We start from the raw sequence: 22,819 nt of genomic DNA on the forward strand, positions 1-22,819 counted from the left end.
ATAGCACATGTAGTATCTTGGATTTTCGAAAATATGAATTACAAGACCAGTTAGATGAAGAGAAGAATATTTGTGATTGATGATGATCCTATCTTGCAGAGAATCATGAAGAAAATGCTCTCCAATTTCGATGACGGTGTTGAGGTTGAACTATTTCTACATGGAGAAGAGGCCATCGAAAAGCTAGCGACAGGAAATAATTTGCCTGATTTGATCTTTCTTGATATCAACATGCCTATCATGGATGCTTGGGATTTTATTGAAAACTATAAAAATCTGAATTTAGCTGCTATACCTATATATATTCTGTCATCATCTATTGACTACCGTGATATCAACAAAGCAGAAGATATAGATCTAATCAAAGACTATTTGGTGAAACCACTGAAAAAAGATCGCTTGATTGAGATTTGCAATAGGGAGTTGAAACCATAATCTATACTAATCCACCAATGATATAGCCCAGGAGGAAGGTATTCTCCCTACTTGGACTTGGTAAGGGTTGATAATTAGATTGTTGGAAATAATGGTACATTATTTTGTACTTGTGTATATTCGCTAAAATTCGCATGATATGGATCATACTACCTATACCAACTTCAGACAAAATTTGAAATCATTCATGGATCGGGTCATGAATGACAGGATTCCTCTCTTGGTGACTCGCGCCCATGGACAGGATGTAGTGGTTTTATCAAAGGCAGACTTTGACAGTATTCATGAAACCTTCTACTTATTGAAAAACCCACGAAACGCACAAAGAATATTTGAATCTTTGAGTGAACTACGAGATGGGGGAGGTTTTGAGAAATCAATACAAAAGCCATGACAAAGCTCATTAAATTTTCTTCTCATGCTTGGCTGGACTACATCCACTGGCAGAAGTCCGACAAGGAAATGAAGCAACTCATAGACAAGCTGTGCTTGTCTATTCTTGAAACTCCCTACCAAGGGTTGGGCTACCCCCAGCCGTTGAGCTATGAATTGAATCAGATCTGGTGTCGCCGTATCAACATGGAACACCGCCTGGTCTACCGCATCAATAAAGATCAGATAGAGATATTGCAGTGTCGATTGCATTATTGAGCGTGTTTTTTTAAGCCCATTGTCGATGGTCTAGGAGCTATGGATACATAATGGTTTACCACCCATTTTTTAGTTAGAACGAGGGATTCATAGGGGACTAGAACCAACTGTTGTACATAGCTGGCCTCAACTGCCACCGCTAGGTGTAGCATTCACTACACTTTTGTATCATTTCTACCGTCCATACCTTTCGATACTGTCTTTGGTCAATACCGAATTTGCAAAATGCTGACTTGTGCTTCTAGATAATAATAAGGTGAAGCTTGCAAACTGCACCTCGTCACTACTTTTTGGTTTTCCTATACCAAATAGGGATATGACCTGAAGAGAAAAATTAACACTCCTAGGTTTTAGTTTACAGTCTCTATGGTTCCAGAAATGGTACATGACGATTTTACGGTATTGTAGATTGTGCCAAATTTTTCTATGTTCTTCTTGAGTAAATCTGTATTCAACTTTGTGTCGGAGCTGTAGATAGTCAAATGGTACAGGATGTAATCCATTCTTGGGGGATTTTCGAGGCGCGTAGCACTGACATCTAGTGTAGCCTTTGTATAGGTGAAATTCATCATGGATGAAAATCGCTCTACATTTTTGAGCATACAAGCGGAAAATGAACCCAAGAATAGCTCCGCAGGGTTTGGCAGTGTTTCAGCAGTTTTTGACGTGGTACCAAAATCTATATTTGATTCTTTGATATAAATCTGTGCATCTTGATCTGCAATAGAAGAAGCCTTGATTTGATAGTTCATAGTTGTGGTGTTTATTCTAAATATAACAAGATTATGGGGATCTTGTCCTGATGCATCCACAATAAATGACTTCTTCTCAGTATCCATGACAATTGTATTTGAGTCAGACCATGTGATTGTGTATGTTGGGTCAGCTTTGGGCTGAGCGTATTTGTGATTGGCTAACGAATTGGTATTTTTAACAGCAGTAAACAAAGAAACCGCCATGCTCGCTAGTTGTGATTGGCTAACGAATTGGTATTTTTAACAGCGAAAAATCTAAATGAACTGAAAGCAGAGAGGTTGTGATTGGCTAACGAATTGGTATTTTTAACAGCCACAGACAACAAAGTCATGAGGTCAACTGAGTTGTGATTGGCTAACGAATTGGTATTTTTAACAGCCATTAAATGGTTTGTAGTCGATGTAATATAGTTGTGATTGGCTAACGAATTGGTATTTTTAACAGCCTGATAGTTCAGATGTTTTCAACTTTACCAGTTGTGATTGGCTAACGAATTGGTATTTTTAACAGCAACTGGTCTTGGTCTATCTCGCTTTTAGTAGTTGTGATTGGCTAACGAATTGGTATTTTTAACAGCTTTGAGATTTTCTTTAACTGCTCTAATGCAGTTGTGATTGGCTAACGAATTGGTATTTTTAACAGCCAAAGATGGATCAGTGGGAAGTGTACAGACGTTGTGATTGGCTAACGAATTGGTATTTTTAACAGCACCAGAGTGACGGGATCACCAAGTACATCAGTTGTGATTGGCTAACGAATTGGTATTTTTAACAGCGAAAACGCATTCACCAATTTGACTGCTGAGTTGTGATTGGCTAACGAATTGGTATTTTTAACAGCCATAAGATGGCGGTTACTCATAAATTCAAGTTGTGATTGGCTAACGAATTGGTATTTTTAACAGCAATCGGTCACAGAAGAAAGAGAGAGAGCATGTTGTGATTGGCTAACGAATTGGTATTTTTAACAGCGGAGACTTAACACCGCTTAACGTTTTTTCAGTTGTGATTGGCTAACGAATTGGTATTTTTAACAGCTCTTCCCAGACGTATTTGTCAACGGAACCAGTTGTGATTGGCTAACGAATTGGTATTTTTAACAGCAAAGATGGATTAAACCAAAAAATAAACACAGTTGTGATTGGCTAACGAATTGGTATTTTTAACAGCTCAGACTATGCGCAGGGATACTGGACACGAGTTGTGATTGGCTAACGAATTGGTATTTTTAACAGCCTTGATGCGGCCTGTGACTGCATCGAAGAAGTTGTGATTGGCTAACGAATTGGTATTTTTAACAGCATATCACGCATGAGAACGCACTGGCTATGAGTTGTGATTGGCTAACGAATTGGTATTTTTAACAGCCAATTGTATCAAATCAAGATGTGCCGTTTAGTTGTGATTGGCTAACGAATTGGTATTTTTAACAGCAATTGAAATAAAATGTGTCGTGATACCCATGTTGTGATTGGCTAACGAATTGGTATTTTTAACAGCCCCATATTTCAACACCTATGTGGACACGCAGTTGTGATTGGCTAACGAATTGGTATTTTTAACAGCGTGTGTGAATGGCTGGTGTAGTGTATCCGAGTTGTGATTGGCTAACGAATTGGTATTTTTAACAGCAAGGTATAAAATTTCAAGTATTAGCACCAAGTTGTGATTGGCTAACGAATTGGTATTTTTAACAGCTAAAATGCAAAACGGATTGTACAGACACAGGTTGTGATTGGCTAACGAATTGGTATTTTTAACAGCACAGGTAGGTATAACTATCTGTGCTGTTGTGTTTTACGACCTGTTTCACTTCTCAAAACATGGACAATTGTTGAGATACTTGGGGCAGTTCCTTCGATTTTTTGCCATAGTATAGCTCCATCATCCCAAATTGTTTGTCCGTAATCACCATCACTGCGACGTGTCCGTCTGGGGGTAGGTTGAGCTTCACCCGTTTGATGTGTACGTCGGCATTTTCCCGACTGGGGCAGTGCCTCAGGTAGATCGAAAACTGAAACATGCTGAATCCATCCTTGAGCAATTTTTGCCTGAATGCCGCGGCATTCTTGCGATCTCGCTTGGTATCTGTTGGCAAATCAAAAAATACGAGTACCCACATGATTCGGTATTGGTTTAGTCGATGGGTTTGCATCTCTCTGGGAGTTTCAGTTTGTCGCGATTGCCCAGCAGGCAGTCCGCCAGACTTGCCGTGGTGTATTGCACAGCGATCATGAGCGGTCGTCTTTCTTTGCCCATCATCACATCCACGGTAGGGAGCTGGAGCAGGTGCTTTTTGAGTTCGGGTGATAGTTCGTAGATATCTATGTCCTCCATGTCCATGATGGACAGTACCAGTTCGTCCACAAAGGGTCGGTAGGGCTCCATGATGTCATCTGCCAGGCAGTAGGCATTGTAGCGGTTGTGGTGATGGATGCCAAAGGTCGGCAACAGACCCGATCCTACAAGTGAGCGCGCCGTGATGGCACGCAGGATAGCATAGCCATAGTTGAGCATGTTGTTGGGTTCGTCCTCGAACCGTCCTCTTTTGAAGTCCTCCGTATGTGCTGAGAAGAGGTTCTTCCAATAATAAGCCGCCGCCCGTGCCTCCAGATTGTCAGGGTCACCAGATTTTACCTGTTTTGACCAGCGGATCATGTTGTCATGGTCATAGCAGATCGCCTCCAGTAGGGCAGCTTGATTTTTGATCTTAGCGGAGATGACCTGCTGCCAGAGACGCTTTTTGATGGGTTCGCTGGCTCTGGTTTGAGCTTCGAAGCGCTCTTGCTGTAGGGTGTGACCTGACAGATTGAGATGGAGACCCGTAGGCATGTGTCGATCATCACAGCTGATCAGTGCTACGTTGTTTTCCATCAGCCTGTGCATCAGCCCTTGAGAGATGGTGATGCCATAGTGATCCAGTATCGCTACGCCTACATCCTCTATGGGGATTTTCATGTCTGGTTTGTCTTCCTCAGGGAATCGGATGACCAGCTGCTGGTCTTTGGTGCTGAGATAGGCGGGATTGCCAAAGTATAGGGTTCGTTTGATCATGGTCTTAGGGTCTTGGTTATTGTTTTATCTAGCAACTCTCCAAGGGTTCTAAACCCTTGGAGAGTTGGGGGTTTTCGTTGACTATTCTAGTTTGATCTGGTCGGGATAGATGATGTTTTCTTGATGAAAAGATTTGAAAGCTGCTGTGCTCCCAAACCATTCGATAACCTCCTTTCGTTGCAGTTTCGTCGGTGCATCGCTAATCATGGCTTGATAGGAGGAGTGAGGCCAGTCGTCGTACTGCTTGCAAAAACGATGATGAATAGGGTTGTGGTGGATGCCCGCCTTCCGGACGGACAGGTAGTGGATGACCTTGGTCAGGTAGTCGTTGTTGGTGATTTCTTTTGATTTGAATGGTCTGTTGAATAACGAGCCTTGGCGATCAAGCTGTTTGTTTACTGCTTTGGTGTAAGAATTGAATAGGTTACTGAACTGCTTCGAAATTAGACCTGACAGGTTTTTAAAACCTGTCAGGTCTTTGTTTGTCAACGATAAGTTATTAGCAATTTCTAAATCTGAATAAACCCGAATCAAAGCATGAAAATGATTGGGCATCAAACAATAGGCATAAGTCTCTGCTACTGGTTCGATGTATTTTGCCCATTGCTGGAGGAAGAAGCGATAGTTCTCAGTGGACTTGAAAAGGTTTTCGCTTTCGTTGGCGTGGTTGTAGATATGGTAGTAGGTCTCAGCTTGCATGATGGATGGCTATTTCATTCTTTGAAAATCACTTCGTAAAACTTCTCTCCATGCTTGTCAACTACTTCCATGAATTGTTTGATCCTACCAGGAGATTTGGCGAGATGATCCACATTGGCGACTAGGTAGCTGTTTTCACCTAATATTGTGTCAATCTGTATCCAACTGTCATCCAGTCTTGCAGCGAATCGCTCGATCTTTTCATCCATGACTTCTAGATTCTTTTTGATCAATATTCTGGACTCTTGGAAGGCTTGGTCAAAATCATCTGGGTGAGGAAATGAACCATGGATGAGGTCATAGACGCTATCATCCTCGCTGTGGTCAACAAGGATTTGGTAGTAATCCTGTGCTGCTTCCATGCTGTATTTATCTTCCTCCCAATGGACTCGGATGTAGCCATCGTCTCTGTGTCTCAGGGTGTAGTATTCGGGTGTTTCGAGCATGCTGAGGGTGGCATATTGCTCAAAGGACTCCTGAGTGGACAATTCCTTGAGTGCATAGATGGCGACATGTACGTTTTCCCAAGTCGATGCTTTGGGTTCTACATGGGTGATTTCTGCTTGTAGTGACAGCAGGTTGGCATCCATCAGTTTGGCCAATACCTCGTTGCTCTCTCGGGGGACATAGCCAATCTTACGTTGGTTAAAGTGCAGGGCAATGGCGCAATTGTCGTGTTGGTTGGTGGGTTCTCGTACGAGCTGGAGCAGTCCGCTCTGGTTGATTTGTTGGATGATTTTAGGTCCCTCATAAAATTGAAAGCCTCTCACAAAACACTGCAATAGGTAGATCTTTTGGTATTGCCGTACCATCTGGGAGGGTAGGGCAGGGAGGCCATAGAGGCCGATCAGGTTTTTGATGAAGGTGGAGCGTTTCATGTTTCTTAGCTTACTTGAGTTTTAGCCCTGACAGGTTTCTAAAACCTGTCAGGGCTTGGATTATGTGGTTATTCTCCGACTTTGATGATTTGGCCGAGGTGGTTGGTTCTAATTTTGGTTAACCGAGCTAGATGGGTATTTGACCCATGTTCATCCCAAGTTAAACCCTTTAAATCCATAGTACTTCGATTAAGAGAAGCTTCTAAATGATGCCTGTAGGTTACTTCAAATGCTCCTGATGCTTTTTTAGTCATCTTTTGAAGCCTAAACAGCTTAGAGCTTATCGTGCTTCTGTTTAATGGATCAAAGAAATCTATCTCATTCTCGTTTTCTGGATTTTCTGAATGAATCAAATCAAAAACAAACAGGTCATTGATTTGCATTGAAAAATGAAAATCTCCCAAATCTGGATCATTGCTTTTATCTATTATAGGATAGGGCATGTCTGTGGCATTGATATTGGCGAGCCCAATTCCTACGGCGTCCCAAAAGCTGATGACTTTATCCTTGTATTTCCCATTTTCATCTTTGTATATCAGCGCGTGATGATTTCCGCCTTTTTTGACATATCCAGTCGGGATAATATGTCCCATACTAATAATACTGTTTCCTTGCAGATCTCTTTTTTGACTAGTAGGTATGGTCTGAGAGTCGTCATACACAGTGATAGATTTGACTTGTAAGCCTTGATCTTCGTTTAACCAAAGAGGGTTTTCGTTGATGCTTTTGAAAGCTTCTTTTATTTTGCCACCGTACTTATTGATTCTTTCATTAACTAATTGTTTGATTTTGTTGTCAACTATCTTTTCAACTTGAGCCTTGCTTATATTTTCAGATAGAGGGACTCTTTTTGAATTCACTTCTTCATAGACCAATACTTCTGTTACAACTTTATTCTGATAGTTAATTGGTGACTTACTCAGAGTCTTAGTTGTAAATGCTATTGATGGATTGTTTCCATGATTTTCTAAATGGTCTTTAACTATATCTCTTAATTCAGGGTTGACAATGTTATCTACTTGTTTGAATTTGCTATTTAGTTTCGCTTTCTTTTTGGCTATTCTTTTGATACGCCCCATGACAGTTTCCTCGTGGAGTCTTGCTCGTGGTACCCACGTAGTTTGAGATTGCCCATTTTTAGGACGGTTAATGGTTTTGGTCAATACTTTTCCATTGTCCTTCTTAATAGAGATGAAAATGCTTTCTAGGTGGCTTTTTGCTTCTTTTCTAATTTTGGGTATAGGGCAGTCAAATACATGACCTTCATGGTCAATGAATTCTTTAAGATTTAACCCGTTTTCGAAGGTTTCTTGTAGGTCTTGAAGCTCTTCTTTGCTCAATGTATCTTTCTTGTATTGATAAATCTTGTTCAAGTTGTTAAGCTTAAATATGATCTTTTGATCTGTGAGTGCGCAAATGAGAGCATCTACGGCATGATGACGGTGGTCGTCTCGTTTGCTCCAGTCTTTTATAGTTTCGTAGGTTTTGATACTTCCAGAGCTGTCTTTGTATTCTTTCACTTCTATTTGACCAATGGCCTTGTATTTGTCAAAGCTTAAGTCTTGCAGTAGATGTTTCAATTCCCATTCGTCGCGAAGGAGATCAGTGACTTGCCCTGTTGTGGTATAGGTGTCCGAGCAGACACTTTTTAAGAGTTTGACGGCTTCTTTGGTAATGTATTGCGAGTCTTTCATCATTCGTTCCACAAAATCAGAAGGAATATCTGCTCCTTGAGTCATGAGGTTGTTGAATTTTTGTCTTGATATAGATCCAGCCCCGTCTTTGTAAAGAGTATTAACATTGGAAATGTATTGATCCAAGGCATCACCATCTTTATTGCTCATAAAGTCAAAGGCAGTTCTTTGGCCTTTGTCATTGTTGCATTTTTGATGAGCAAGGATATAATTACTCATGGCGTTATTGAAACTCCTTGATTTTGGTAATATATGTTCGATATCTGCATTTCTGTGGAGTAAATCAGTACCAGTTATTGTTTTGTTACAGTATAGACAGACTTTGTCTGTTTCCTCCCAAAGTCTATATCGTTTCACGTCTCTTCCGTTGACCAGTCTAAACCCATAGTTTATTTTGAGCTCATTTCTAATCCAATCATTCCTTCGTTTATTGGAGGCATTTGATTTAGATATATTCTTTCTAGTGGCTGCTGAGTTTCTAAGTTCTCGTGCCAATTCAATACGTACTTCGTCAAATGTGCCATAGGTGTCAATTGCTTGATTGACCATGTTGACTACTTGATTGAGTATCTGCTCTACTACTGGGTTGCGCAGACTATTCTGCTTGATGGGTTTCAGCTTTTCTTGAATTTCAATTTTGGTTTTGTACCCACTGTGGTCATAACCTACTTTGTCGCAGGCTATACTATAGCCTAGTCCTGACTCTAGATGTGGGAGCAACTTGCGAATGGCTCTGGTGGATAGTTTGCCATACTCAGACGAGTATCCAACGCTTTTGGCAATGATTTCTGATTGACTCTCGGTAAATCGAAACCTTTTGGCTAAAGATTGAGCAACTTGAGTAGTATCTGGTAGTGAGTAGGTGAGGTGCCACAATTCAAACAGACCGCCTTTTTCATCATTGGTCTTGTAGTTGAAATGCAGGTATTGCTCTGGATTTGCTACTTGACCTAGTTCTAGTGCTTTTTTTAGTGCACTGTATGTCCTGTTACCGTCTAATTCAGTAAAATTCAAGTAAATTCTCTCACGACTAGAAAAACCCAATAGTACTTTTATCTTACTTGCTGTCAACTTGTATTTTGCATTAAGGTCTGCGCCTTCCCATAGAGCTTTGAAAAGAATATTTTTCTGTTCTAAGCTGGGGAAATGAGTGATTCCCTCCGTGTCCTTCCATGACAGATCATTGATTCTTTGCCAGATTCTGTAAAGTTCGAAGTAGGGTGATGATTTAGCGATGGCTTTGTGTCCTTTTTCAAAGGAACAATTGGAAATCAATCCTTTTTGACTCTTTAATGGGCGTTGATAGAATAAAATCCTGTTCCTGATTAGATCGTAAAGGGTATTTTTATTAGTTGTTTCATTCACTCCTCCCGTCAATTGGGAATAATACTGTTTCTGCATAGTCCAGATTCGATCAAATTCTTCTGTGTAGGACGACCGCAAATAGGTTCTCTCTCTAAGTAGTACTTCGTGAGGGTGTTGTTTGGCAATAAGTTCTTGATAGAGACTTTGACCAATTGTAGACTCTCCACGTCTTTTTTCCAGTTCCGCAATTCTTTCTTTATATTCTGTGGAGTTTTCCTCGTCACTGAGGGATTTTCTATTGCTTAGGAATCCTCTCCTTTGATTGAGGTGAATTAATACACGCCCTAACTCCTCTATTGAGATTTGTTCTGTGACTGCTTTCGCTCGAAGACTGTATAGTTCTCTAGAATTTAGGAGAAAGAGTTCTTTGGATGGGAACATGTCATGTTCTTTGAGAATGCGATAAAGCTTGTCCCTTCGTTGTTTGAATCTCTGGTTATTTCTCCTGACTCCTCTTTTTTCTGTTCTAGCTAAATTTTTACTAGCTGTATTGCCAGAATAGAATTTTCCGTGAAAATCAGGATCCTCAGGTACTATTCTTACAGAGAGATGCTCAATGCTAGTTTTTGTGTCATTTTTATTAATAATAGCCAGTCCCACGGAAGAAACGCCAATATCTAATCCTAGTATTCTTTTCATTGTCAGATAGTTTTCTTTATATTCGTCTTACCAATTTGTTAATCAATCACAATAAGGATTATTCCGTTGTGAAAACATTTAAAGCGGTCGCCTGCAACATGGTGGATCGCTTTTTTTATTTCCTGCCCACCATTCCTCCTTTGGTGGAATAACCATTGATTTTTCTCGAAATAGATATGCTGTGATCCGTGCTGAGTGGATCGGGGTATTAAACTAATACTTTAAGTTCAGAAAATGGAATACAAAGTTCATTTTTCTTACGCTGGTTTGTGGTGAAGCATATAAGGGTGCGCAAGCGGGTCGTAGTACATTGATGCCTCAAATTGACATTTGACTGTAGGATTTGGTGTCTGTTTGGCACTTTGAAACTGCTGGTTAGCTAGTGAGCAAAACCCCCGCGGCTTTGCAGCAAAACCCGCGGGGGTTTGGCCTAAAACCCGCGCGGGTTTGATCGTGAACCCGCGCGGGTTTTTTGGCACGGCACGGCGGGTTTGAAAGTGCCTGAAGTTTTAACATATTTTGGCAATGTTCACGACATTTTCGGAATGGAATTTGTTCTTAGCAAATTGTCTTCAGACACATCGAAAAGGCCACTCGATACCCCGTTTGTTTCTACCCCAGTTTCGTCAGATGATCACTGTCTTCACTACCAGTATAGACAAACACCGCTTTCGCAAGCCCAAGCCTAGCCATGTCCCACTGCTCACAGTCACGACCTAGCAAAGCAACCCCTTTGTAGCAAGTAGTATGCAAGTCACACTTAGCAAAGTCCCAGACAACTGATGTCGGCTCAGCTAAGGTCTCACAGGATCGGTATGTCCTAGCAACGCCACGGCACGCGAAGCAAAGTTTAATTTTTTTCACTTTTTAAATTTTAAGATCATGTCAGTCATGTATAAATCCGTGCCAAAGACCCAACCGGGAGTGGTTGGGGGAGGCCAAATCAAGTATTACGCTAGTATCGTCCGTGAGCGCCCTGTGGATATCCGCAAAATCGCTACAGAGATTTCGGATATGAGCACTTTGACTACTATAGATGTATTCGCCGTGTTAGAGTCCTTTTTGCTACGCATGCATGCGTATATGGAACAGGGACGCATCGTTCGATTGGGCGATTTGGGTAGTTTTTCACCTGAGTTGACCAGCTCTGGAGAGAATGCACCCGAAGAGGTGGATCGAAATACGATCAGAAAGCTACGGGTCAATTTTCGTCCCAGTATGGAGCTAAACGATAGATTGTCACACGTAAAGTTCGAAAAACACCATGACGAACCCACTGTATAAACAGTTGTATCGCATACTCAAGCAGGAGGCCGTCAAAGGAAGATCTTATATACCATAACATGGTAGTTGATTTCTTCTTATTGAGGGCCTCTTTTTATTTTAAGTCAGATATTAGACCTGAGATGTTAGTATCTAGACAAAAGACAAACTTGATGCTTTTTTGTCTAAAATCTAATGTTTAGCGATCTAAGTTCTTGACACAGGGAGGCAGAGAATTTCATTCTTACTCCAATGCCTATGGTACTTTCAGTCCATGGTGATTTAATAAAACCTTTCACTCATTAAATAGAAGAAATCATGAAAACAATACATATACCTTCATTCCCACTGGTTGCGCTGGCGGGACTGATTATTTACCAATCCTTTCTCACCCAAAGAGCCGTTCAGAAAGGACAGCATTTTACCCAAAAGTTGTCTGCCCAGATAGACAGTTTACAATCCATCTCGGAGGCTTACCAGCGCCTCCATCAGGACTATGCGGGTATATATCAGCAGCTCATACTATCTCGGCTGCATGTCAGTCAGTTGAGAGCGCAGGTGGATGGTATCTCCACTGCTCAGCAGGCAGATGTCAGACAGATTCGTGAAGGTCTGCAGGAGATCCTGTCACCCATGGATACGATACAGTTCAAACCATTGTCTGTCATGCCTCATGACGAAATCCTGTTTCAGCCATGAAAGCGCTCTATGTATTGATATTGATTCTCAGCACGCTACAGTTGCGTGCCTGGCAGGTGCTTGATTTTGAGCAAGTAGATCAGCGGATCAAGGTCTACCAGGGTCAGACGATCCATATCTTGGCGGACAGTGCCTATGTGATCAGTATAGTACGGGCAGAGAGGCTCAATGAGAAGTTGCAAGAGCTCCAAGTGGCTCATGAGGCGAATCTGCAACTGTGGCAAGTGCATCAGGAAGTCCTCGACAAGGTGCGTGAGATAGAACGACTGACGGCACAGCTATCGGAAAAGATGCTGCGAGATCAGCATGCCATAGCACTCAACATAGATGAGATCATCGCCGAACTGGATCGCAGCATAGCCGTCCTCAAAGACGCCAATGCACAGCTGCAGGCCAGCAACGATGAGCTGAGTTGGCAATTGGCAGAAATGGAACTGACAGTCAAGCATCTCAGACAGCAAATCCGTCGGATCTGGTGGCAGTCCACTGCTGACAAGATAGTGGTGGCGGTGGTCACCTTTGGGATGGGGTTGGTAGTAGGTATGGCTGCTTTGTGAAGTATGGAGATATTACAAGCATGCTTGTAATATCTCATCTCTTATGAATCTAGGATAGCCTTTGATAAATCTCAACCAAGAATGCTATTTAGGTTATAGGCCAGAGTTTGGTCTCTTTTAGTCCAAAATCTAGTGGCAAGTATCTAAAATAGTGGATAGGTCATATGGGGTAGTCAAACGATCAAAGTTGGACTAAATAAGATGCTGTGTGAAATTATTAAGACCAAAAACATTGTCAAGAAGGGCAAGCTTGTACAACTTTGCAGACTAAATGCGAATAGCCAAAAACATATTCATATATCTGCTTGCCTTGAATACCTTGGCGAGCACGCTGGCTGTACCGCTGATTTATATGGATTTTGGGATGCGTCGGGACTATATCGCCGAGGTACTTTGTATCAACAGAGACAAACCCATGTCCACCTGTGATGGTAAATGCTACTTGGCTCAAAAGCTAAAGGCAGCGCAACAGCAGCAGGAGCAAGAAAATGAAACTGTCAACATCAAGTCTGGTCCGATCTTTTTCTCTCAGGGAATTAGCTCCATCACATGGAGCAATATTATCAGTATCTTGAATCCAAAGTATCTGATGTTACAAGATACTTTCGTTTTAGCCAATTTTTTGTATCAAGTCTTTGTCCCGCCACGGGGTTGAATGGATTACTTATTTTTGTGGGAAGGATTGTTAGATTGGTTATCACAGCTGACGGTTTTAGTTTGATTCTTTAGTTACATTGTATGGTCTGTGAGACACAGACCACGGACTTAGAATCTAACATCTTGATTCTTATTTCTTGAATCTAACATCTTGGCTCTTGTCTCTAGAGTCTGGTTTCCTCTTCCCACCCGAGTCGTTTGGCTCATTTATTCAATTAGAAGATTTTAATCAATACAAAGAATGAAATTTAATAGATTATGGATTGCCATAGCAGCAATCACTTTGTTAGCAGCTTGTGACAAAGATGACAATGGCAGTGAAATAGATATGCCAGGTACAGTTACTTTGATGTTTGACAATGTAGCAGGAGAGGCTGATTTGGTATTGGAGGCAGAAGGTTCTACCCACTACAATTTGACCAATGCTTTGGATCAGACGTTTAATATCAATCATTTGGGCTACTACATCAGTGAGATTAAACTGACTGGCATGGAAGGAACGGAAGATTATGTAGACGAGGTGGTCTACGGTGCGGAAGAGCCGTTGGGGTTCTATCTGGTAGAAGAGACAGCCGATGGCATCTCTGGCAACACAATTATGCTCAAAGATGTACCAATGGGACATTATACATCAGTGACTTTTACCCTTGGAGTGAGCATGGATTACCTCTCTGAGGGTGCTCAAGGTGGTGTATTGAGTGAGGCCAATGGATATGTATGGAGCTGGAACTCTGGCTACATAGGCTACAAACTCGAAGGAGTCGCTGCACAAGGTGCAGTGAGTGAGCATCACGGTAGGCTAAGTGAAGCAGCTGCTCTTGCATACCACCTCGGAGGAGAAGGTGAAGACTTCAGCAACATCAAGACGATCACTTTGGATTTGGGGACACATGTGATGATCAGCAGTGCGTCTACTTCTATGGTGACGATCACATCTGATGTGTTGAAAGCCCTGACAGGAGAGACAGATATTGACTTCACTACCTTGTCTAGTGCTCATGCGCCATCTGCCAGCCAACCGATCGGAAACAACTTGATGAGTGCTTTTGCCGTGACTACTGTCGAGAACGACGCGGAAGCAACACACGCACATTAATCACAAAGGAATGAAAAAAGCAGTTTATACGCTTTTGTTATCCACTATCATCCTCTTCAGCCAATGTGCTGAAGAGGACAATGGTGTCACTACAGGGACAATTGAAATCAAGTTTGACAATGTGGTGGGAGACATACAAGCAGGGCTATTGGCCAATCCGGGCAATGAGGATTATCCTTACACCAATGCGCTCGGTCAGGCTTACAATTTGACTTTGATCAAATACATCGTCAGTGAGATCGTCTTGGAAGGACCCGAGGGGTCATACTACGCTGTCCCACTATCCATCGCAGGAGATGAGGTCAAGGGGTACTACTTGATTGATGAATCTAATCTGAACAGCCAGACCTTGATTGTAGATCAGATCACGCCAGGTGTGTATGATCAGATCTCATTCAAGATAGGGATAGAAGAAGAAGGGGTGGATCAAGGAGCCAGTATCATCCTGGATGGGATGTTTTGGGCATGGAGCTCAGGCTACATCGGGATGAAAATCGAAGGACAATCCTCTTCATCCGCAGGAGAGGCTTTTGGTGATACGATAGAAGAGACCAACCCGCATGGATTTGGCTACCACATCGGTGGGTGGAAGTCTCCCAACAACGTGAGGGAGGTGACGATCGCGATGGATGAGATACTCATCACGCCAGATTACAAACCAGAGATTCACCTAGTCATTGACATAGCAAAGTTCATGGATGGAGGCTTGCCGTTTGATTTTTCGAAGCGCAACAGCATCCATGATGCAGCGACTGGAGCAGACTATGCGGACAACATCCCAGAGATGTTTCGTTTCGATCACGTACACAACAACCCCTTGTGATGAGGATTTGGATCACAAGTTTGGGTCTGTTGGCTGTGATGATGTCTTGCGATGGAGGTGAAGCGGAAGATAAACCTTTTGGTTTTGAGCAACCGCCACATTTCCCTGATGCAACCTATACATTCGACAACAACCCTGTCACACAGGAAGGATTTGAATTGGGTAAATTCATCTTCAATGATCCTCTTTTGTCAAGAGACAGTACCGTATCCTGTGCTTCTTGCCATGACCAGCGCGTGGCATTTGCAGACCCTCAGCATAGACTCAGCATCGGGATCGACGCGCAGATAGGGACGCGCAATGCACCACCCATTTTCAATTTGGCCTTTGTCAATGAGTTCTTTTGGGATGGGGGAGTGACGCATGTTGATTTCGTCCCACTCAACCCAATTGCCAATCCTGTCGAGATGGATCAAGACATAGCTGTGGTCATTGAAAAAATGCAGGCCAGTGCCCTGTATCAGCAGAAGTTTGCCCTTGCTTTTGGCGAAGGGACAGAGATCAACAGTGCGCGTATGTTGCATGCACTCTCTCAGTTTATGGTCATGATGGTATCGGCCAATTCTCCCTACGACCAGTATTTACTACACGGAGGTGCTTTGGGTTCTACTGAGTTGCGAGGTTTGGAACTGTTCGAGAATCATTGTGCGACTTGTCATGAAGGCAACCTATTCACAGACCGCAGTTTTCGCAACAACGGGCTAGACGCTGAAGTCACAGATGTTGGACGATACCTGATTACCCAACAGGACGAGGACTTGGCTAAATTCAAAGTGCCCAGTCTGCGCAACATTGCGCTGACAGCTCCCTATATGCACGATGGTCGGTTCGAGACATTGGAAGCGATACTGGAGCACTATAATAGCGGTGTGCAACCGTCTGCTACGCTGGATCCATTGCTACAGTCAGGGGGCGTTTTGGGTATTCATCTGACCAAAGACGAGCAGACAGATATCATAGCCTTTTTACAAACATTGACAGACGAGGAGTTTGTATCCAATCCTTTATTTTTTGCTCCATGAAATATCTAATCATTACCACAATTGCAGTTTTATCATGTATCAATGCTTGGGCTTGTGACATATGTGGGTGCCAATTGGGAGGGTATTCGTTTGGGATATTGTCCCAAAACCCTACTCATTTCATTGGGGTTCGCTACAGTCAGGCACAGTTTTATGCACACATCGATAACGAAACACTCCCAGACGAATATTCAGATGATATCTACCGCACCATGGAGCTGATGGGACGCTATGTGATAAGCAAGAAATGGCAAATTTCAGCCGTATTGCCGTACAGTTACAACGTGATGGATGGCAACAGCCAAAAGACCACTGTGAAAGGCATCGGTGACCCCATATTGATTGGGTACTATAATGTCATCAATACTACCTCTGAGAATTTCAGAGATTGGAATCACTCTTTGCTGGTTGGTGCGGGGTTGAAATTCCCGTTGGGAGAATACGATGCAGAGGAAAATGACGAAATAATCAACAGGAACTTTCAGTTGGGATCGGGGAGTTTGGATTACTTATTGGCCGTGATCTACACACTCAAGTACAAAAGTGTAGGTTTGAACCTAGAGAGTTCCTACAAGATAAATACTGAAAATGACCTGCATTACCGCTTTGGTAATCAATTTACGTCCTCGTTGAAGCTGTACTATGCCATGATTCAGCCTTCGTTTAGCCTGTTGCCCTATGTAGGACTGACCTACGAGGCATCAGAGATGCACACTGATGACGGTTTTTTGCAGGTGAATACGGGAGGAAACGCTTTGTTGACAAATGTGGGGGTTCAAGCCTTTTATAAGCAAGTGATGTTTATGGCCAATTATGCCTTAGTCACAGCGCAAGATTACAATACGGACACTCGCAGCACCATAGAGTCTAAAAATAGGTTTCAGTTGGGTGTAGTTCTCAACATTGCCTCCAAGAGTAGTCAAGAGATCAAATTGTAAGAAAGGGTAGTCAGTCTATGGCTTCTGGACGATTGTGGAATCAAAAAGCAGGCTCCTTGCCATCAAGCTCAATCAATTCACACGTAGCATTGCCAAAGGCCAATTTGGATTGGATCACGAGGGGAATGTTCCTGCCATCAGTAGACAACCAGGCATAAACAGGTCTGCCTACGGTATATTCCTTGTCAGCGGGGAGATAGATTTGCGTGTGGTAGGTATTTACCTTTCGATCGTTGTATTTGATGGTTTCCTTGCCCAGATATATCACTCCTACAGGATATACTTTTTTATCATAGTGAGTCATGATCATGACCGTATCTCCTTTGTGCTTTTGTGACCAATTGACATCCATGAAGTAGACGAAACTACTGACTATGTCATAGCTGTCGTCGGTCATTTTTACAGTCCAAGCACGATCTGATTTTTCACCGTTTTTGGTTCTTTTGGCTTTGACGGTGATTTCCTTTTTGTTGTAATCAAAACTATTCCATTGATCCCAAAACCCATTTTTGATGGTGACATGTTTTTCAGACAAATAAGGCTTGAGCGTGCGATTGTTGATGACAGACTTGTAGTGATCATCCATGTCTGTGAAAAATGCAGCCATGCCGTCGGTATATGCGTGGGCTTTGACTACATGGTAAGGCTCGTTTTTGACGATGAGGTTGTTTTCCTCAAAATGCAACATTCCACCACCTAAAGTAAACCAACCTAATTTAAACTTATACTTCAGGCTTTGAGCTTTCATTTTTTTGAAATCTCCATCAGTATAATCAGCTGAGTTGGCTATGACGGCAAATCCCATGATGAACGAAAAGATGACTGTTTTTTTGAGAATGTGAAGATTCATGTTGGTGCTGCGCTTAGACTATGTTTATCAAATCACAATGGATATTTAGGCTTAATTTGGTTCTAATTGTTTTAAATCCCAAATGAAACCATGGCCGAAAGATCAAATATTAGACCAATTATGACATGGGTAGCTGGAGGTAGCCGTTTTGAAGTTTGTTTATAGAAATATCCCAACGAACCAAACCTAATTGAGTGAATTCAGTATATGTGTTGTAACAAATAAAACACTTTAGTCATGTCAGATAAAATAAGGAATATACAGCCACTTGGTTTTCCATGGAAAACTGCTGATCCGTTTTTGTTTTGTGTTCATCATAGAGATGAATATCCGCAGGGAAACGAAGAAATGGGACCAGCTGTAAATCTGGCTGGCCGTAATATGGGTTCGGACTTTACGGTCAAAGATGGTTTTAGGATGTATCATGGGATGAAAGTTCCTGGTTTTCCCTCGCATCCTCATCGTGGATTTGAAACAGTCACCGTCACCAAAGAAGGTATAATAGATCATGCTGATTCTATGGGAGCAGCAGGTAGATTTGGTTTTGGTGATGTGCAATGGATGACCGCTGGCAAAGGTGTACAGCATTCGGAGATGTTTCCACTACTCAACCGTGACAAGGGAAACACCTTGGAACTGTTTCAGATTTGGTTGAACCTGCCGTCCAAGAGTAAAATGGTACAGCCCTATTTTTCCATGTTTTGGCATGAAAAAATACCCGTGATTAAGCACACGGATGACGTGGGGAGACATAGTGAAATCAAAATCATTGCTGGCAATTACAATGGACAAAAGGCCCTAGATCCAGCACCTGAATCTTGGGCAGCAGAGATGGATCATGAGGTAGGCATTTGGACCATCCAACTAGATGCTGGTGCACAACTCACACTGCCTGCGACTCAAAGCATCGATACACATAGGACCTTGTATTTTTATCAAGGGACTGGATTGACCTTGGAAGGGAGAGAAATTGCCCCCTATCATTCTATAGAAGTGAAAAGTGACGAAGCGTTGACACTGCAGGCAGGGAATTCAGAGACCCATTTGCTGCTGTTACAAGGCAAGCCCATCAAAGAACCCGTCGTGCAACATGGGCCATTTGTGATGAACAGCGCAGCTGAAATCCAAGAAACTATGCGGGACTATGGGCGTACGCAGTTTGGTGGTTGGCCATGGCCCAAATCAGAGCAGGTGCATGACAGAGCTAGTGGTCGATTTGCCCGTCATGCCGATGGGAGAGAAGAAAGACCTGTGTAGGACTGGGTGTAGAAGAATCTTGCTGAAGCTCAATTTTCATAAACTTAGGATGCTTGTGTATTTTGATAGAAATCACTGAGTATGGCTTCTATCTTTTTTACTTCATCTAATTGATCCAATTGTTTCAGCGCGTGTATTTTACCTTTTAGGGCACGGGTTCTGTTGGGTGCGATGGCAAGGGAGCGGTCGAATTGAACGAGCGCCTCTTTTGCTCTGTTTTGGCTCAAAAGCCACTCCCCGTACAACTCGTATGAAGGATAGGAGATATCTGGTGGGCCATATGAATATTCTGATTCATCTTCTGTTTGAGTTGCTGATCTCAAGTATAGTTCAGCCAAATCATCTTGTTGTTTCAAAACATGAATCATAGCTTTTATCTCCTGAGTCATGACTTGAGCCCGCACGATGTGTGCATGACTAGGTTTGTAGCGTGTGGGGCCTGCTCCACATACAGAGATGCCTTCGTCTACTGCAATCAGTTGAGCTGCTGCTATTTTGGTTTCTACGGTGTCTATTATGGATTGAATATGGACAGTATCCTTGTGATCAAAAGCCATGAGTGCTTGATTAAAATGCTGTGCAACTTGACTGTATATGGACAAGTCGTCGGCATCTATGTACATGGGTTCTAAGCTGTCTGGCCACTGTCCAGATTCTACTCTTTGGGCATTTTGCATGATAATCAGGTAGCTTTTCGCGGCTCTTGTATCAGCATTTTGGGTATAGGTTTGCATGTCTGCGAGCAATTGTCGAGCATCCTCAAACCGCCCTTGCTGGAGATAACCATAGTGCAGCCATGCATATGAATGGTAGCCTCTGGCCTTGTCATCCAAGCCTTTACGCTCCATCCGTTTTACACTGGCTGCATAGGAGGCTTCATTGGATGCTACTTCTTCATTCCACATCCCCAGTGCCAAATAGATGTGCGAGGGCATGTGCAAGGCATGGGTCGCGTCTGGGGCCAATTGACCGTATTCGTTGGCTGCAGTGATGGATCGATAGGCATAGGCAGGGTCATCGTTGGCATGAATCAAATAGTGCAGTGCTCCAGGATGTTGTGGGTTTTCGTCCAAAATACCCTTGGCAATCTCCGCAGACAAATCAAAGACCTCTGGGTCACGACCTTCTTCTACCGTCCACATCAACCCCAACGCATAAAAGGCTGCGACTTCCTGATTACCAGGGTACTTTTCATAGAGTTGTGCCATGTGTTTCGCATAGTCTTTGTTTCGAGTATAGAGTTCGCCATCCCCATAGAGGATTTCTACTCCCATCCAAAAATCCTTCTCCAATTCTGTGTCGGCCATCTCCAACCGGTGCTCTGTATTCGAGCCAGCCTTTTGCATCACTGCTCTACCTGAATCAATGTCTTGCAATCGCCACAATGCCTTGTAATGTGACATGGCCTCTCCCCAATAGGCCATCAACTCGGTACTGTCTTGTGTTGAGGCTTCTTGGAAGGCTTCTTTGGCATCATCATACTCGAAACTATGTAAGAGGAGCAGACCCTTCTCAAAGGCTGGCTGTGCTGCTTGATCAATGACAAAAGAATGGTTTAAAACTCCGAGTTGTTCACTTTCTTGTTTGGGTGATACCTGACAACCGATACAAATCAGAACAATGGAGAGAAGGAGGGATGACGTGATCGTTTTCATGGGATGTAATTTGGTTTGCGATATAAAAGTTACGAAAATCATTTCATTCGTTTTTCTACTATCCTATGTATTGTGGTCTAAAGACTGATTATAATGAAATAGCTGACGATTAACATGTGTACAAACTACATTAATCAGTTCTAAATAATGTATATTCCATGTTTGTGGATAAAATTTATACTTGCTTACATATTTCAAATGGAAATGATTACTGAGAGAAAATATTTACTAATTTCACCGCCACGCAGCTAAATGAACCAGTGTTTATGAGAAAGAAATTGATTGCCACTATGGTGGCAATTTCGCTTCCATGTTTCGTGATGGCAGAGGGGCAAATGGGAGAAGATATATTGAGTAGAAATGACCTTTGGGTATTGATAGCAGCAGCCTTGGTGTTTTTTATGCAGGCTGGTTTCAAGGTATTCGAAACAGGTCTAGTCAAAAAGCAACACAGAGCAGGCATCGGGGCAAAGAACCTCATGGACTGGGTAGCTGGTAGTGTCGCTTTCTATATCTTAGGTTTTGGGTTCATGTTTGGTAGCTCAACCAACGGATGGGTTGGTAGTGGGTTGATGATGGGTGACGGCTTGGAAATCAATGATTCCTTTGTTTTCTTTCTTTTTCAGTTGGCCTTTGCAGGTACAGCGTTGACTATTGTGTCTGGAGCCATGTCGGGACGTACAGCTCTGATCCCTTACTTCGTTGCTTCATTGGTCACGGCCACAGTGATTTATCCACTTTTTGGCCACTGGGCTTGGGGCAATCTCTTGCATGCTGACAATATGCCTTGGTTGGCTAGCTTGGGATTTATGGATTTTGCAGGGTCTACAGTGGTACACTCAGTAGGTGCTTGGATTGCTTTGGTTGGTGTTTGGGTAGTAGGTCCACGTGTGGGTCGCTATGACAAAAACGGTAAAATCCAGCGAATCAAAGCTTCGGATTATAGCTATAGCATTTTGGGGGTGATGATTTTATGGTTGGGTTGGTGGGGCTTCAATGGAGGCAGCACGTTGGCATTTAATACGCAGGTGCCTAAGATTATCTTGAATACCAACTTATCCGCAGCAGCGGCAGCCATATCTGCGATGTTTCATGCCATTGTTTTTCAGAAGAAGAGCAATGTACTGGAGAAGATCATGGGAGGGACACTTACAGGTTTGGTAGCCATCACGGCTTGTTGCAATGTCGTTTCGTCCCAATCTAGTTTGATTATTGGTGTGTTGGCTGGTATTATTCACAACATCATGTTTGTTGTCATCTCTGAAAAATGGAAACTAGATGATCCAGTGGGTGCCATTGCTGTTCATGGATTTGGAGGGGTGTTTGGGACATTGTGTGTGGCCTTGTTTGGTCAGCAGGAATTGTTGGAATTGCCTCGTTGGGAGCAACTGGCGGTTCAGTGTGTCGGTATTGTGACTTGCTTTGTTTTTACTACTTTGGTGGCCTTGCTGATGTTTTATATCCTCAGACGTACCATAGGCTTGCGTGTCTCGCCCAAACAAGAAAGCACTGGGGCATTCTTTGATAGTGAAGAAGAGGATGGAGAGGAAGATCAAGATTCTACAACGGGGAGCAACATCGTACATCATGTGTCGGCCAAAGTTAGCAACCGTGGCTACAACGTCTACACGGTTAAGGAATACGTGGAGCTTTCTATGGATTTTAGATCGAGTTGGGAAGCCGCTGATCGAATCCAATACCTCAATGAAGAAGGCTATGTCATCCCGGTAGAAAGTGCGCAGAAGCAACTCAATGAGATGGTCGCGGTGATGGGTAGTCACACGACAAGCACACTGAAACGGGTGAGGATTCGGTAGTTTTTTCGCTGATCG

The 22,819-nt window shown here is 42.8% G+C and carries 21 protein-coding genes and 1 CRISPR repeat array; of the genes, 13 read left to right on the plus strand and 8 right to left on the minus strand.

Going from position 1 to position 22,819, the window contains the following annotated elements; all coding sequences use genetic code 11:
• The first annotated feature begins 54 nt into the window (after window positions 1-54).
• The 3 genes from N6H18_RS14160 to N6H18_RS14170 all read left to right on the plus strand — a co-directional run bounded on the left by N6H18_RS14160 (window position 55) and on the right by N6H18_RS14170 (window position 1,086).
• A complete protein-coding gene (locus N6H18_RS14160) occupies window positions 55-435 on the plus strand; it encodes a response regulator (RefSeq protein ID WP_262308931.1) in 381 nt (126 codons plus the stop codon).
• 139 nt (window positions 436-574) lie between these two features.
• A complete protein-coding gene (locus N6H18_RS14165; protein WP_262308932.1) occupies window positions 575-829 on the plus strand; it encodes a type II toxin-antitoxin system Phd/YefM family antitoxin in 255 nt (84 codons plus the stop codon).
• Window positions 826-1,086 carry a Txe/YoeB family addiction module toxin gene (locus tag N6H18_RS14170; RefSeq protein ID WP_262308933.1) on the plus strand — a complete coding sequence of 87 codons (261 nt, stop codon included), beginning with the start codon at window positions 826-828 and terminating at the stop codon, window positions 1,084-1,086. Before N6H18_RS14165 ends, N6H18_RS14170 begins: the two co-directional genes overlap by 4 nt.
• 350 nt (window positions 1,087-1,436) lie before the next feature.
• On the opposite strand, the gene N6H18_RS14175 is transcribed toward N6H18_RS14170, so the two are convergent.
• The 6 genes from N6H18_RS14175 to cas9 all read right to left on the minus strand — a co-directional run bounded on the left by N6H18_RS14175 (window position 1,437) and on the right by cas9 (window position 10,170).
• Window positions 1,437-1,838, minus strand: a complete 402-nt coding sequence (locus N6H18_RS14175) for an OsmC family protein (RefSeq protein ID WP_262308934.1) — start codon at window positions 1,836-1,838, stop codon at window positions 1,437-1,439.
• Window positions 1,839-1,987: 149 nt separating this feature from the next.
• A CRISPR array of direct repeats spans window positions 1,988-3,605; the repeat unit is 37 nt; unit sequence AGTTGTGATTGGCTAACGAATTGGTATTTTTAACAGC.
• 52 nt (window positions 3,606-3,657) lie between these two features.
• Complete coding sequence (gene cas2 / locus N6H18_RS14180) at window positions 3,658-3,963, minus strand: CRISPR-associated endonuclease Cas2 (protein WP_262308935.1); 306 nt, start codon at window positions 3,961-3,963, stop codon at window positions 3,658-3,660.
• Between the two features lie 14 nt (window positions 3,964-3,977).
• Window positions 3,978-4,895: a type II CRISPR-associated endonuclease Cas1 gene (gene cas1 / locus N6H18_RS14185; RefSeq protein WP_262308936.1), complete on the minus strand. Its 918-nt coding sequence runs from the start codon at window positions 4,893-4,895 to the stop codon at window positions 3,978-3,980.
• A gap of 81 nt (window positions 4,896-4,976) precedes the next feature.
• A complete protein-coding gene (locus N6H18_RS14190) occupies window positions 4,977-5,594 on the minus strand; it encodes a hypothetical protein (protein ID WP_262308937.1) in 618 nt (205 codons plus the stop codon).
• 14 nt (window positions 5,595-5,608) lie between these two features.
• On the minus strand, window positions 5,609-6,472 hold the full coding sequence (locus tag N6H18_RS14195) for an HIRAN domain-containing protein (protein WP_262308938.1): 864 nt from the start codon (window positions 6,470-6,472) through the stop codon (window positions 5,609-5,611).
• Window positions 6,473-6,540: 68 nt separating this feature from the next.
• Window positions 6,541-10,170 carry a type II CRISPR RNA-guided endonuclease Cas9 gene (gene cas9 / locus N6H18_RS14200; RefSeq protein ID WP_262308939.1) on the minus strand — a complete coding sequence of 1,210 codons (3,630 nt, stop codon included), beginning with the start codon at window positions 10,168-10,170 and terminating at the stop codon, window positions 6,541-6,543.
• A gap of 882 nt (window positions 10,171-11,052) precedes the next feature.
• Between cas9 and N6H18_RS14205 the strand changes: the two genes are divergently transcribed.
• From N6H18_RS14205 to N6H18_RS14240, 8 genes are all read left to right on the plus strand, one after another.
• Entirely contained in the window at window positions 11,053-11,454 is a 402-nt protein-coding gene (locus N6H18_RS14205; RefSeq protein ID WP_262308940.1) for an HU family DNA-binding protein, read from the plus strand.
• A 297-nt stretch (window positions 11,455-11,751) separates the two neighbouring features.
• Window positions 11,752-12,132 carry a hypothetical protein gene (locus N6H18_RS14210; protein ID WP_262308941.1) on the plus strand — a complete coding sequence of 127 codons (381 nt, stop codon included), beginning with the start codon at window positions 11,752-11,754 and terminating at the stop codon, window positions 12,130-12,132.
• Entirely contained in the window at window positions 12,129-12,689 is a 561-nt protein-coding gene (locus N6H18_RS14215) for a hypothetical protein (RefSeq protein WP_262308942.1), read from the plus strand. The genes N6H18_RS14210 and N6H18_RS14215 overlap by 4 nt, the downstream gene beginning before the upstream one ends.
• A gap of 271 nt (window positions 12,690-12,960) precedes the next feature.
• Window positions 12,961-13,344, plus strand: a complete 384-nt coding sequence (locus tag N6H18_RS14220) for a hypothetical protein (protein WP_262308943.1) — start codon at window positions 12,961-12,963, stop codon at window positions 13,342-13,344.
• Window positions 13,345-13,587: 243 nt separating this feature from the next.
• The gene (locus N6H18_RS14225; protein ID WP_262308944.1) at window positions 13,588-14,442 is read left to right on the plus strand and encodes an MbnP family protein; all 855 of its coding nucleotides are present in this window, start codon (window positions 13,588-13,590) and stop codon (window positions 14,440-14,442) included.
• A 10-nt stretch (window positions 14,443-14,452) separates the two neighbouring features.
• Window positions 14,453-15,265: an MbnP family protein gene (locus N6H18_RS14230; protein WP_262308945.1), complete on the plus strand. Its 813-nt coding sequence runs from the start codon at window positions 14,453-14,455 to the stop codon at window positions 15,263-15,265.
• On the plus strand, window positions 15,265-16,287 hold the full coding sequence (locus N6H18_RS14235) for a cytochrome-c peroxidase (protein WP_262308946.1): 1,023 nt from the start codon (window positions 15,265-15,267) through the stop codon (window positions 16,285-16,287). The genes N6H18_RS14230 and N6H18_RS14235 overlap by 1 nt, the downstream gene beginning before the upstream one ends.
• Window positions 16,284-17,225 carry a transporter gene (locus tag N6H18_RS14240; protein WP_262308947.1) on the plus strand — a complete coding sequence of 314 codons (942 nt, stop codon included), beginning with the start codon at window positions 16,284-16,286 and terminating at the stop codon, window positions 17,223-17,225. The genes N6H18_RS14235 and N6H18_RS14240 overlap by 4 nt, the downstream gene beginning before the upstream one ends.
• A gap of 40 nt (window positions 17,226-17,265) precedes the next feature.
• Here N6H18_RS14240 and N6H18_RS14245 read toward each other — a convergent pair whose 3' ends face one another.
• On the minus strand, window positions 17,266-18,075 hold the full coding sequence (locus tag N6H18_RS14245; RefSeq protein WP_262308948.1) for a DUF3108 domain-containing protein: 810 nt from the start codon (window positions 18,073-18,075) through the stop codon (window positions 17,266-17,268).
• Between the two features lie 237 nt (window positions 18,076-18,312).
• Here N6H18_RS14245 and N6H18_RS14250 point away from each other — a divergent pair, with 237 nt between their 5' ends.
• Window positions 18,313-19,332, plus strand: coding sequence for a pirin family protein (locus N6H18_RS14250; protein ID WP_262308949.1), 1,020 nt, complete (start codon window positions 18,313-18,315; stop codon window positions 19,330-19,332).
• A gap of 44 nt (window positions 19,333-19,376) precedes the next feature.
• On the opposite strand, the gene N6H18_RS14255 is transcribed toward N6H18_RS14250, so the two are convergent.
• Window positions 19,377-20,987: a tetratricopeptide repeat protein gene (locus tag N6H18_RS14255; protein WP_262308950.1), complete on the minus strand. Its 1,611-nt coding sequence runs from the start codon at window positions 20,985-20,987 to the stop codon at window positions 19,377-19,379.
• A 266-nt stretch (window positions 20,988-21,253) separates the two neighbouring features.
• On the opposite strand from N6H18_RS14255, the gene N6H18_RS14260 reads away from it, so the two are divergent.
• Window positions 21,254-22,804: an ammonium transporter gene (locus N6H18_RS14260; RefSeq protein WP_262308951.1), complete on the plus strand. Its 1,551-nt coding sequence runs from the start codon at window positions 21,254-21,256 to the stop codon at window positions 22,802-22,804.
• The last annotated feature ends 15 nt before the right edge of the window (window positions 22,805-22,819 follow it).

The sequence above is a fragment of the Reichenbachiella agarivorans genome (assembly GCF_025502585.1).
GTDB lineage: Bacteria > Bacteroidota > Bacteroidia > Cytophagales > Cyclobacteriaceae > Reichenbachiella > Reichenbachiella agarivorans.